This is a genomic window from Rhizobium sp. WYCCWR 11152 (genome assembly GCF_013087615.1).
GTDB lineage: Bacteria > Pseudomonadota > Alphaproteobacteria > Rhizobiales > Rhizobiaceae > Rhizobium > Rhizobium indicum.
The window spans coordinates 847,855-860,925 of sequence record NZ_JABFCP010000009.1 but is presented as its reverse complement, the minus strand read 5'-3'; the positions used below and the strand labels follow the sequence as shown (position 1 = coordinate 860,925).

General features: G+C 62.8%; 9 protein-coding genes. 2 read left to right on the top strand and 7 right to left on the bottom strand.

Annotated features, from left to right (window positions below):
- Positions 1-24: 24 nt before the first annotated feature.
- The 6 genes from G9X67_RS19445 to bcsN form a co-directional block, all read right to left on the bottom strand.
- A complete protein-coding gene (locus G9X67_RS19445; RefSeq protein WP_171599431.1) occupies positions 25-693 on the bottom strand; it encodes an HAD-IA family hydrolase in 669 nt (222 codons plus the stop codon).
- 113 nt (positions 694-806) lie between these two features.
- Positions 807-3,188 (bottom strand): cellulose synthase, encoded by a 2,382-nt coding sequence (locus G9X67_RS19440; RefSeq protein ID WP_138328294.1) that lies wholly within the window; start codon positions 3,186-3,188, stop codon positions 807-809.
- Positions 3,185-4,231: a glycosyl hydrolase family 8 gene (locus tag G9X67_RS19435; protein ID WP_138328295.1), complete on the bottom strand. Its 1,047-nt coding sequence runs from the start codon at positions 4,229-4,231 to the stop codon at positions 3,185-3,187. The genes G9X67_RS19440 and G9X67_RS19435 overlap by 4 nt, the downstream gene beginning before the upstream one ends.
- Positions 4,228-6,678, bottom strand: a complete 2,451-nt coding sequence (locus G9X67_RS19430; RefSeq protein WP_138328296.1) for a cellulose biosynthesis cyclic di-GMP-binding regulatory protein BcsB — start codon at positions 6,676-6,678, stop codon at positions 4,228-4,230. Before G9X67_RS19430 ends, G9X67_RS19435 begins: the two co-directional genes overlap by 4 nt.
- Positions 6,675-8,867, bottom strand: coding sequence for a UDP-forming cellulose synthase catalytic subunit (gene bcsA / locus G9X67_RS19425; RefSeq protein WP_138328297.1), 2,193 nt, complete (start codon positions 8,865-8,867; stop codon positions 6,675-6,677). Before bcsA ends, G9X67_RS19430 begins: the two co-directional genes overlap by 4 nt.
- Before the next feature lie 167 nt (positions 8,868-9,034).
- Positions 9,035-10,015, bottom strand: coding sequence for a cellulose biosynthesis protein BcsN (gene bcsN, locus G9X67_RS19420; RefSeq protein WP_062940695.1), 981 nt, complete (start codon positions 10,013-10,015; stop codon positions 9,035-9,037).
- A gap of 325 nt (positions 10,016-10,340) precedes the next feature.
- On the opposite strand from bcsN, the gene G9X67_RS19415 reads away from it, so the two are divergent.
- Positions 10,341-10,655, top strand: a complete 315-nt coding sequence (locus G9X67_RS19415; RefSeq protein ID WP_138387580.1) for a DUF1236 domain-containing protein — start codon at positions 10,341-10,343, stop codon at positions 10,653-10,655.
- Between the two features lie 40 nt (positions 10,656-10,695).
- Here G9X67_RS19415 and G9X67_RS19410 read toward each other — a convergent pair whose 3' ends face one another.
- Positions 10,696-12,342, bottom strand: coding sequence for an ATP-binding protein (locus tag G9X67_RS19410; protein ID WP_171599430.1), 1,647 nt, complete (start codon positions 12,340-12,342; stop codon positions 10,696-10,698).
- A 377-nt stretch (positions 12,343-12,719) separates the two neighbouring features.
- Between G9X67_RS19410 and G9X67_RS19405 the strand changes: the two genes are divergently transcribed.
- Complete coding sequence (locus G9X67_RS19405) at positions 12,720-13,067, top strand: response regulator (protein ID WP_138328300.1); 348 nt, start codon at positions 12,720-12,722, stop codon at positions 13,065-13,067.
- Positions 13,068-13,071 lie beyond the last annotated feature (4 nt).

The following is a 13,071-nucleotide window of genomic DNA, read 5'->3' as shown; positions in this document are numbered from 1 at the left end:
AAAGGAGGCGGTTTGCGCGAATGGTCAGATCGCCGCGAGCGTCAACCGGCCTTCGGCGGTTTGACTCGGCTGCCAGGCCTGGTAGTTGGCGATCGAAAAATGCGGTGTTTCGAAGGGCGTAGCGTGGGTTTCGGTGATGACGGTGACGTCGGCGCCGGCGGCCTCGCTGGCGAGGATGCCGGCGACCGCATCTTCGAAGACCAGGCATTTTTTCGGATCGACGCCGAGGCGACTTGCGCCGAGCAGATAACCTTCGGGGCTGGGCTTGCCTGATTTGACCTCTTGGCCGCTGACGATGACCCTCGGCATCGGGATGCCGGCGGCTTCCATGCGGCGCCTGGCGAGCTCGATCGGCGCCGAAGTGACGATTGCCCATCGGCCCTCAGCGATGGCGGAGAGGAAGCGGACGGCGCCGGGGATCTCGACGATGCCGGAGACATCCTCCATTTCCTCGGCGAGCAGCAGATCCGCCTCATGGGCAGGATCGACGCCGGGCAGGCCGAGCCCGCGGATCACATCGGAGGCGCGGATGCCGTGGATCGTCTTCAGGAAGACCTCCGGCTCGAAGCCGTGGCGCCTTGCCCATTCGCTCCAGACGCGTTCGACGACCGCAATGGAATTCAAGAGCGTTCCATCCATGTCGAAAAGGAAGGCGTCATAGGATCTGTCGAGGATGTTATGGAGAGCGGGCACGGGCGTTTCCTTGCGTGTCCACAGCGCCGCGCGTCTTTAAAGACGCACAAAGGGACGCTGCGGTATTTTGAAGCTACGCAGGCGACTAGCGGAGAGCGGAAGCGGCGTCAACGTCAGTTGTTGGTGTCTGGATGCGTGACGTTGCGGACGTCGGCAAGACCGCGGGCCGCGTCGCGGCTGCCGGTCGCGGCAGCGGCTTCGAAGATACGGGTCGCATCGCCGTACATTTTGAGATTGAGGTAGCAGTAGCCGCGCAGAACCATCAGGTCGATGCGTTCCTGCTGCAGCTGGGCGCGCTGATCGAGATAGATGAGGGTTTCGCGGTAACGTCCGGCGTCGAATGCTGAAAGCGCCCGGTCGGCGAGGATCGCCACCTGAAGCTCGGCGGCCCGCTGGCGGTTCTGCGGCGCCTTGGTGGCCGCGACGGCGGCATTGCCGGAGAGGCCGGCGCGGAGATAGGCAAGGCTCTGGCCGTAGGCTGCATCTTCACGGACCTTGCGGGCCGGGCTCTGCAATGCCGCCTCGAAGGCCGAGATCGCCTCCATCGGCCGGTTGATATCCATCAGGCACCAGCCGCGCGACAGCGCGTCGGCCGGCTTAAGCTGCCCCGCATCGATGGTCGTCGAGCAGCCGCGCGTCTGGCGTGGACCGCGCGGGACGGTCACCGTGTCCATCGCCGGTCTCGCCGCACGAACGACCACTTCCGCACCCGGCTGCAGGGTCACGCGGCGTTCTGCCGGAAGCGGCTCGGCCGGGGGACGCTGCGTCGGCTGAGCCGCCGGTTGCGGTGCGGTAAGCGCCCCCTTCTCCGGCGGCGGCGTAACGGCATTCGGTATCAGGGAGGACGTGTCTTCGAGATTGGTGATTCGGCTCGACCGGCCGGCCCAGGCGCGCTGGAGGTCGAGCACGCCCTTGCGGTCGCTCAGTTGCTCGCGGGTGATGACAAGGCCATAGGCGGACGGTTCGTCGTCGGGTTTCCAGGCAAGCGCCGTCTCGAACCAGCGCGCGGCGGTCTGGAACTGGTTGAGGGAGCGGGCATACCAGCCGAATTGCTGCGCCGTCGGCACATATTTCCGGGCGATGACCTCGCCAGCGATGCGGTGCAGTACGTCTTCGGCCAGATCGGCCGGCGGCTGCAGCGCCATCAGGTTGGCGGTGGCGGCGAGATAGGTTGATGTCGCATCCTCGGAATCTGTGCGCCAGCGAAACATCACCTCTTCGGCTTCCTCAGGCGCCTTGCGGGCGATCAGCGCCAGCGCCAGCCCCTGCGAGGCGGCCGCCGAATCTTGCTTGGCTCGGGCGGCGCGGAACCATTTCTCGGCATCGGCATCATTGTTGCGGCGAAGCTGGTACCAGCCGAGCAGCAGCGCATCGGAGGCAAGCCCTTCCGTCTCGGCGAGTTTTTCGAGGCGGGCGAGATAATCTGGCGCGATGGCGAGATTCGGATCGTCATCGCCCTCGGCCATGAAGCGTCGGGCGAGGTTGTCGCGGATCGCGTCGAATTCCTTGCTGCCGTCTGCGGCAGGCCTTTCCAGCGCGAGCAGCGCCTGCATCGGCTGGTAGGCAAGCAGCGTCGAAGCCTTCTCGACCGTCGCCTGCCGCTCGGCCGGATTGGTGCAGTTCTTCAGGATATAAGTGTAGGCGTCCTGGCCGCGCTGCGCCCTCTCCGTCTGGATGAAGGCTTCGGCGACGCGCCAGAGAACATCGACCTCGCTGCAGGTCAGCAGGCTCGGTGTTGCAGCAGCGATATCGACCACAGTCGCATATTGCTTGAGGTCCGAAGCATTGACGAGGCGGGCACGGCCCTCGGCGACGTCAAGCCGGTCGAGCAGATCGGCCGGCGGCTGCCATCCGGCATCGGCTGCCTGGCGGTCGGCGACAACCTTGCGCAGTTCCGCATAGCGGCCATCGGAATAGAGCTGCCACATGGCCTCGAGCTGCTTGTCGCCATTCTGCGGCACGGCGAGCGGATCGGCCGGGGGAACCCAGTTAGGATAGAGCGCCTGAAGGCGGGAGATCTCGGCCTGCAGGCGCACCTTGTCGCCGCGGCGGGCGAAATAACGAAGCGCACTTTCATCGACGGCAGGCTGCGGCGCCGCGGCCGCCTGTTGTGGTGCCGGCGGCTCGGAAACGATGGGGGGTGTGACTGGTGCCGGCTGAGCGACCGTCTGAGCCGGCGGAGCAGCCGTCTGAGGTGCCGCAAGCTGCGGTGCTGCAGGCTGCGATGCAGCGGCATCCGGCTCGGACGTGTCCGGTGTTGGCGGCGGCGGGGAAGTGATCGCCTCTATCTTGTCGGCGACGAGTTGCGCATTGAATTCGGGATTGCCGGTAGGAGCATCGGCCGGCTTGATGCGGCCCATCATCATCAGCTCCGGCGCCGGCTTGCCGGCGGCCCCAAGGCCGAACTTTTCCTGCAGAGCGGCGCGATCTTTCAGCCCGGTGACGAGGGTCGCCACCACGACTGCCGCTGAAACCGCCACGAGAGAAGACTTCACAGACACTCCGGATGCTTCTCCCCGATATAGGCCAGCCCCAGCAGCTGGAGCGTGGACGGATAATAGAGTGCGGGCGCAAATTGCAGGGCCGAGCCCGGCAGCTTGGTCCCATCGACAACACAGGCCACAACATCGTTAACAATTCGATAACCGGGATCCTGCAACACAGTCTTCGGCCGGCCGGTGGTCAGATCGATGGTGGCGGGAACACCGTCTTGCGACATCCCTTGTTGCAGGCGGGTCAACAGCGCCTTGTCGGTGACGCCGCCACGAGCGAGATAGAGCGGGATACGGATGGCGTTGTAGGCAAACTCGGCGTCGAAACCCTGCGCCGGCTGCGGCTGGCCGCTAAGACTCACCCATTCGGCGGGAAGCTTGCGCGGGCCGAACTGCATCGTCTTCAACAGCGTTAGGCCATCGTCCGACAGTTTTTGCCAGGCATCCGACGGAGCGAGCGCAGCCATCACCGGGATCGCCTCATAAATCCAGTAGGACGGGTTGACGACGGGACCGTCCTCACGGTCGCCAGCGGCAAAACCCTGGCTCCCTGGCAACAGGAGCGTGTGGCCGGCCGAGTGCACAACGGTTTCGGCAAGCAGCGCCTGCGCCATGCGGGAGGCGGCGAGGATATAGTCGTTGCGTTTCCACGCCGTGCCGGCAAGCGCCAGCGCATAGGCGATCAGCATGTCGCCATCCGAGGCGTTGTTGGTGTCCGTGACGTGCGGCTTGCCGTTCGGATCCCACTTCCAGACGGCCAGGCCATCGTCGCGCAGCAGCAGCTCGGTGCGGGTAAAATACCAGATCTGTTCGAAGTCGGCGGGGCTGGCTGCGAGATAGGCGAGCAGCATGCCATAGCCCTGCCCTTCGCTGTGGCTGATATTGCCGTTGCCGTTATCGATGATGCGGCCGGTCCCATCGAGAAACTTCGCCTTGTAGGCACTCCATGCGCCGGCATTGATCATCGGCTGCTGCGCAACGGCGGGCGCTCCCCCGGGAGCGAGCGCGACCGATGCCGCAAGCAGGAGTGCGCGCCACCGCCTCATTTCGACCGACCCAGTCTTCTGAGCATGCTTGACGTGGTGACCCCGATCAGCAGCACGAAGACGACCAGCAGGGAGGCATAGGAGAGGATATTCGTCGACAGCCAGTTGGCGGCGATCAGGCGGTAATTGGAGATCGACCAGGGTGTGGACGGCACAAAATCGAAACGGGTGACGGGCACGGTCTCGATCTTGCCTGTCTTGCTCGAATAGGTGGTGATGTGGCCTGATATCTGTGGCCAGTTCAGCTGCGCGGTCAGAACCTCCAGCCCTTCGCGCAAATCCTTTGCCGACGGCGCCGTCACCACCGTCCATGCACCGGCTCCCGCAGGGCTGGAGCCCTGGGCAACCAAGATCGTGTCGACATTGGACGGCGTGAAAACCTCCTCCGCGCCGGGCACGAATTGCAGCGAACTGCGGGAGATATCGAAATTGCGCGACACCCACTCGCGGAAGGCAGTGATCCGGTTGCGCAAGACACCGCCGCTGACCTTGGAATTCCACTCCTCGAAGGCCGTACCGGTATCGACGACGCCCGCCTGCGTATCCGCAACGGGACGCCACGAGGCCTGGCTCGCCGTGGCGATATTGGTCTGCGTCAACGCGGTTGCCGGCATCTGCGAGACGGAGCCGATGAAGATGGCATCGCGATCGCCGATCATATTCGGCGAGGCGACGGTTTCGACGTCGATCGGATGGCCGGCGGTGATCGCCATCTGGCCGAGCAGCGTGGCGGCGGCTGAAAGCGTATCGGCATCGACGCGGTCGATGAAGAGCGGCGTCGGCTCCGTGGCCCGGCCATAGGGATAGGCGGTGCCGGCCATTGCGGCCAGGTTCGGACGCTGACCGACGCGGGCGAAATCCGGAATCTGCAATTCGGACGTATCGAACAGGGCAAAGCGCGGGGTCGCGCCGGCGGTCGCGCCCGGCGCGCAAGCCGCATCATCCTTGGTCATCAGGATCGCCTCGATCGCCACCGAATTGAGACCGGGCTTGAAGTGCCGCATCGTCACGCGGATCGGCAGATGACGGAGAATGCCGCCTGATGTCGTGGTGATCGGCACGGTGGAGGCGATGTTGTCGTTGACGTAGATATCGATGTGGCTGCCGGGCATCACGTTATCGGTATAGGCGGCGTCGAGCAGCACCTTCGCCTCGCCATAGGCATTGGCATAAAAATCGGCCGGCACGGCGATATTGAAACTGGTCCGCAGCCGCCGGCCGGAGAATTCGGTGGTCTTCACGCCGAGTTGAGACAAGGCGATGTTGGTATCGGAAAAGACCAGCGGCGCGTTCGGCGCGCTCCAGCGCTCGGTGGTCAACACGTCGCGGCGGATATCTGAGGACCGGTCTGTCGGCGAGACGATGGTATCGATCGCCGAGGAGACCGCCTGCCAGGAGGGGCCGCTGATCAGAAGCACCGGCGAGCCGCTGCGCGGATCGGTGGCGAAAGCGGCGAATGCCGCGCTTTCGGCACCGGGCGGCAGGCCGGGAAAGAGCGGCCGCAATTCCGCTGCGGTACCGACGAGCACGCTGAGCTTGCCGGGCCTGACGGCCGGAAGCGAGGTGGTGCTGAAGGCAAAGATCTGGTTCGGCATACTGCTCAGCACCGACAGGCCCTGCGCCAGTCGCAACAGCGGCTTGGTGGTTCCCGGCTGCTCCAGCGCCGGGACGACGATGTCGAACTCGGTCTTGCCAGCGCCGTCAACGCCGATGGCGCGGATTGCATCGGCGCTCGACAGCTGCGCGGCATCGCTGCCGGCAAAGCTCAGATAGGTTCCGGCCGGATCAATGTTCGACCACAGCTCATAAGTGGACTGGATGCTGCAATCGGTGCGGTGGCGCTGGTTGGCTTCAAAGGTGACAAGATTGGCGCCGGGCTGCAGCAAACCGGACGGAACCTCGAAGGTGACGGTCGATGGGCCATCCGGCGAGCCGACACGCTGCTGGCCGATCGGGCGGTTGTTGAGATAGACGGTCAGCGCCGAGGCCTCAGGCGCGACGACGATCGCATTCTGGTAGGCGAAGGTAAAGCTTGCCTTGGCCGCCGCCTGTTCCGGCGTCAGATAGACCGACCATGACCGGCGATCGTATTCGCCGCCGAGACCAAGTTTCGAAAAGGGCACGACATAGCGACGGACATCGCCGGAGCGCGGCGGCGCAGCGGTATTTGCCGCCGCGGCTGGCTGGAGCGGGGGCGCCGCCGGTTGCGGCTGGACGGCGATCGTCGGAGGAACAGGAGCAGCCGGAGCTGCAGGTGCGGGTTTGACGGAAACCGGAGGCGTGATGGGAGCCGGCGCAGGGGCTGTCGGCGGCGTCGGTGGTGTCAACCTCGGGGTAACGGATGCCCCGGGCGGCCGCTCGCCGGACATGTCGAAGGGCGCCGTCTGCGCCTGGGCGAAGGCGGAGGCATTCAACAGGAGAAGCGAGGCAGCGACGATCTTTCTCATCCGGCGTTGACCTTTGCCGCCTTCTGCTGGGCTTCCCTCTCCGGCCGCATGCTGCGGAAGAAGTAAATGAGGCCGCGGCTCGTCTGGTAGAGCGACAGGCCGAGGAACCAGATGGTGCCGCGGATCAGGCCCGGATTGCGACGGCGCGAGGCCTGGAACTCTGTCCACTGATCGGAATTGGCAAACATCAGGTCGGCGATCAGGCGATGGTCGAGCGCGCTTTTCGGCACGTACTGGCAGCCGACATTGCTGATGTCGCCCGACGGCTCGATGTTGCGGACGATGAGCGGCAGGGTTTCCAGTTCCGCGCCGCTATAGGGCCGGAAGCGGATCTCTCCGAGTGCGCCAACCAGCATCTCGTCGAGCTGCTTGTTGAAGATGTGAAGCCTCGCACCGTGGACGGAAACGTCCTCGATCGAGGCCGCGTACCACTTGCCGCTGACGCCGAATTCGCAGCGCCGGTTGACGCGGACGCGGCGGGACAAGGCGCGCTCGCCGCGCTCCGACACGACGCCCAGCGCGCAACCGGCCATGATCAGGTTGATGACATTCCATCCGCCGACGACGAGCGTGACGTCGGCCTTATAGGGCTCTGCATAGATCTTGTAGATGGTGATGATGAGCGCGACGATCTGCACTGCAAAGATGACGAAGAACGGACGGCTGATTTCCGACAGACGGCTGACGGCGATCGATTCGTCCTTGGCGGTGACCTTGAAGGTCGGTTTCCTCGGATTGAGCATGACGGAGACGACGGCCGGCAGCAGATGCACGGTCTGGACATATTCGTAGAGCTCGGAAATCCAGGGCCAGCGGAACGACCCGTAGAGGTAGTTCTGCATCATCAGATTCACCAGCATATAGGCCAGCGTATAAGCGAGGAACTCACCGCCCGAGGCGGTGAAGATTTCCAGATCGAAGAACAGGTAGAAGAGCGGCGCAAACAGGAAGATCGTGCGCGGGAATGGGAAGAGCCAGAAAAGCGTGGAGGACATGTAGCAAAAGCGCTGCGGGATCGTCAGGCCGCGCTTGAGAAGCGGAAAGCGGAAGCGCAGGATCTGCATCATGCCCTGCGCCCAGCGGCTGCGCTGGCCGATGAAGCTTGCGAAAGTGGCTGGCTGCAGGCCGGCGATCAGCGGCTTGTCGACATAGATGCTGTTCCAGCCGCTGCCGTGGAGCGCCAGCGCCGTCTCGCAATCCTCGGTGATGCTGATGCCGGAAAAGCCGTTCTGCGATTCGAGCGCCTTGCGGCTCAAAACTGCGGCCGAGCCGCAGAAGAAGGCGGCGTTCCATTTATCGAGGCCGCGCTGGATGATGCCGTAGAACATCTCGTTCTCGCTCGGCATCTTGTCGAAGGTGCGCAGGTTGCGCTCCAGCGGATCGGGATTGATGAAGAAATGCGGCGTCTGGACGAGGAAGAGCTTCGGATCGTCTTCGAAGTAACCGACGGTCTCCAGCAGGAAATCGCGGGCCGGCGCGTGGTCGGCATCGAAGACGGCGATGAGTTCGCCGGTCGAATGTTTCATGCCGTTGTTGAGATTGCCGGCCTTGGCGTGCTCGTTGCGGTCGCGCGTGAGGTAGTGGACATCGAGATCGTCGCAGAGCTGCTTCAGCTCGATATGGCGGGCAGCCGCCGCCTGGGCTTCGAGCAGCTTGCCGGAATTGCGCTTCTGCAAGGTGCCGCCGTCGTCGAGCAGCCAGACATGCAGCTTCTCGGCCGGATAATCCATGGCCTTGGCGGCGGCCAGCGTGTTTCCCAGCAGGCCGGCATCCTCGTTGTAGGATGGGACGAAGACATCGACATGAGGAAGGCGCCCGGGATTGGCGGCACGCGAGGGGCGCGACGGCAACGGTGTGGCGACGATGAACAGGCTGAGCGCCAGCATCGCGACGCTATACATTTCGGCAAGATAGAGCAGCAGGCCGGGAATGAAGTTTTCCAACTGATTCAGAGGCGGCAGCGTATTGGTGGTGCGCCAGTAAACATAGCGCAGCACGATCGACGTGCCGAAGGCGAGCGCCACCAGGCGCCAGGTCCCCTCGCCCTTCAGAATCTTGATCAGCGCCATGACAGTCACGACCGTGATGCTGGTGATGAGCTGAGTCTGCAGGTTAACCGGCAGCGTGATCAGCACGATCATGCAGAGCGAAACCACGGCCCATATGATGACACTGCGGGCTTTGCGCATCGACGTTCCTTCGAAATTGCTCAACCGGTGCCAATCAGGCCCCGGGTATGCTCACTAGAACAGGATGATTTTAGGCCGGGTCGGCCTAAAATCTGAATCCTGTTCTAAATTAAAGAGTTAAAGCATGATGTCGTCCGAAAACCGCTCACACTTTTCGGCATCATGCTCTATCTCCGGCAGGCGGCCGTCATGGCCGCGTCGCCTACGCAGTCGGGCGAAGGCACGGTGACGCCGATCGCCCTTACCGATTGTTCGATTGGCGCAGCGGCCACAGCCGGCCTTGCGCTCGTCTGTGGCGCCTCACCCGGCAGCGGCACGCGCGGGCCGATGGGTGCCGGCACCGCTGCCACACCTTGAGCCGGTTGCGCGGCCGAGGCGCTGCGAACGGCAGCGGCCCGCGGCCGGCTGACAATGGCAGGCGCCGGCTCGTAGCCGATCGGCATCGGGCTGGCGCGGTAACCGCCCTCGTCGGGATAGATCGGCACACCGGTGCGCCCGAGTGCAGCATCGGCGGGCGGCGGATTGCCGTAAGGGTTCCAGATCTCGCCGTCGAAGGTGCCGGTGACGGTGTAGCCATAGACGATGCCAAGCAGCTGGCGCTCGCTCGCTCTCGCATCGCAAAGGCGCAGACGCAGCTGGATCATGCCGAAATTACGCGCCTGGGTATTGGCGTTGGTGCTCGAGCGGATCTGCTGCCAGGCATAGAGGCAGGTGTCGCCGGCACGGCTGCGGCCGGAGGCATAGCCGAAGGGGCCATAGGCGTTCTGCAGGAAGGTCGCCGAGGTCGCCATCGGCACGCCCGGGGCCGAACGGGCCACCTCGCGGGCAATACCGCTCTCGTTGATCATGCTGAAGCCGGCATTGCCAGCGCCGGGATTGGCTCCGGAACCGCCGAAGAACTGGACCTTCAGCGAATTCTGACCGGGCACGGAGGATGAGGTAAACAGCGAGATCGTCTGCTCGACGCCGTTGCCACGTTTGCGCTCGACGACGCTGACGATCGACGGGCCGCCCGGCGGCGGCAGGACCAGCGCCTTTTCAGGTGCCACGGTTTCCGGCGCGGAAGGCTGGCGCACACCGCCTGTCGATGTGCAGCCGGCCATCATGCCCGCCACGGCCACCAGCAATATCGTCTTTCGCAAGCGCATGTATCGAGCCGCCGCAATCGTCTTTCTAGAGATCCATTCGCAAGCCGAAACGCGACGGATCGTCGAATCAACGACCGGTTGGTCGTCCGTTCAGAATAAACGTCCAACATGGTTAGCGAAAAGTAAACAAGCGAGCTCTAACATCGCCATCTGGACTCTTTTCGAACGCTGTTCAGACAGCTCAACCGTATGATGCAAAAATTAATTTAGTAACAACTTAAATGCTCTCATTGCGTCTGTTACTGCTGTCGCGAAAAGCCCGCGGGGAACTATGCCGCATGGCCAGCGTTGCCTTGATGTCTCAGGTAGGAAAAGGAGAAATCCCATGCGCAAGACCATGCTGGCTGCGGCCGCCATGCTGACCATCAGCTCCGCCGCCTTCGCGCAGAGCACCGTCATCATCACCGATCCCGCACCGACCGGCTCCGTCGTATTGCCCGGCGAGGTGCGCACCTATGTGATGGAGCAAAACACACCTTCCGTCGTCTATGATGGCGATATCGCGGTCGGCGCGACGCTGCCCGATACCGTCGAAGTGCATACCGTGCCTGATATCGACGGCTACGGCTATACGGTCGTCAATGAGCGGCGCGTGATCGTCGAACCGAAAACCCATCGCATAATCCAGGTCCTGGAATAACGCGGATAGAGAATTGCGGACGTGCGGCTGTATCCCGGCTTCACGTCCGCTCGTCTCCCACCCTCACCGCGACATTCAGAAGTTCGCGGATCTTGTGAGCGAGCTGCTCCAGGCTGAAGGGCTTGGCAAGCAGGGAAACGCCGTGATCGAGCACACCATTATGGACGATGGCGTTGCGGGTGTAGCCCGTCGTATAGAGGATCCGGATCGCCGGCCATTTTTCCTGGACGATATCGGCAAGCTGGCGTCCGCTCATCTGCGGCATGACGATATCGGTGAAGATCAGGTCGACTGCCGCATTCTGCTCCAGAAGCATAAGCGCCTCCATGCCGCTAGCCGCCTGCAATACTGTGTAACCGAGTTCATGCAGGCTTTCGGCAGTCATGGTGCGGACGTTCTCATCGTCCTCCACCACCAGGATCGTATCTTTGACGCTACCCTGAGGGAGCGGCTGGGCGCCAGCGGCGTTCAACCGGGCATCCGCCATGCCGACATGACGGGGAAGATAGATCTTCAACGTCGTGCCCCTGTCGATCTCTGAATAGATCTTGATGTGGCCGCCGCTCTGCTTGATGTAGCCGTAGACCTGGCTGAGGCCGAGACCGGTGCCTTTGCCGGGTCCCTTGGTCGTGTAGAACGGGTCGAAGGCGCGGTCGATCACCTCCGGCGACATGCCGGTGCCGGTGTCGGTGATGCTGATCATCACATATTGGCCTGCCTCGACCTCCGAATGCATGCGCGAATATCGCTCGTCGAGTTCGGTATTGGCGGTCTCGATCGTCAGATTTCCACCGCCCGGCATGGCATCGCGAGCGTTGACGGCAAGGTTCAGGATGGCATTCTCGAGCTGGCTCAAATCGGCAAAGCTCGGCCAGAGACCGCCGGCAAGCACGGTCTCGATCCGGATGTGCTCGCCGAGCGTGCGCCGCAGCAGCTCCGACATACCGCCGACCAGTTTGTTGAGGTCGACCACCTCCGGGGCGAGCGGCTGCTGGCGCGAGAAGGCGAGAAGACGCGCAGTCAGTACCGCCGCTCTCTGCGCACCATCTCTGGCGTTCTGGATGGAGTATAGCAGGCGAGGATCCTCGCTGCCGGTCAGGCGTCGCTGGGCGAGATCGAGATTGCCGATGATGATTGCCAGCATGTTGTTGAAATCATGGGCGACGCCGCCGGTCAGCTGGCCGATCGTCTCCATCTTTTGCAACTGGCGGACCTGCGCCTGAGCGGCGGCATTCTCTTCCATCTCGTGCCTGAGCTCGGCAGTACGCTGGACCACTGTCTGTTCGAGGCGCGTGTTGAAGCTGTTCAGCTCGCTGCGAAGGCGGCTCTGTCTGCCATGGGCGATGATGATCATCTCCATCAGGCCGACGATGATCACGGCATTGATGAGATAGGTGGAAAGGCCGACCCATTGGCCGGCGCTGGCCGGCCAGAAAACATTGTGCGGCTCGACAAAAAACTGCTGGACAATGAAACCGGCAACCAAGGTCGCGACAAATCCCGGCCCGGCGCCGCCTATGAAACTCGCGAGCAATATCGCCGGAAGGAAGCTCAGGAAGGGAAACCCGGAGAGAGTGTCGCTGGCGGCAAGCCTCAGAAGAAACGTCAGGCCAACGAAGGCAATGGCCAGCGGATATGTATAACCCGGCCTGTGACGCAGCCAATCCGTGGCACTCAGCAAATCCATTCGACACCCCTTCTTACAGCGCCGCGCGTCTTTCGAGAGCCGCAAAAGACGCTGCAACACTTTGAATTGCTGCATAATTTTTTCCATAAATCGATTCCGATTTAAGGAATTATCCAGGAGCCGTTGCAAAGACGGCATTCCAGCTTTTGCACATCGAATTTCAACCGGCAATATGCTGTTTCTCGCACTGCCGACCACGACGTCTTGACGAGCCGTGCAAGCAGTCCACATAAACCTCCATGCCTAAAGCGTGTCGCAATCTTTCAGATTCGCTCCTTGCGCTTTAGGTCTTTGTTTTTACGCATGTCGTTATCGCAAAACCGCGGCACACTTTTGCGCGACGTGCTTTAGCAAGGGGGCAATGGGTGAACCGGATCATGAAAGACATATTCATCGTCGAAGACGACGCGCTGATTGCCATGCTGCTCGAGGACATGCTCGCCGATCTGGGCTACCGGGTCTGCGCCAGCGCGCCCGACTTGGAACGGGCGCTGAAAGCCGCCAGGGATACGGAGTTCGATGCTGCCATACTCGATGTCTCGCTTGCCGGGCAGAGTTCGCTGCCGGTCGCAAAGCTGCTCGACGAACGCGGAAAACCCTATCTCTATGCGACGGGATACGGTACCGCACCTGATGGCAGCAGCCCAAGCACGCTGCCCGTGCTGCAAAAACCCTTCCAGCTCAGCGAACTTGAACAGGCGATGAAGCGGCTTACCGAAGCCTGATTTT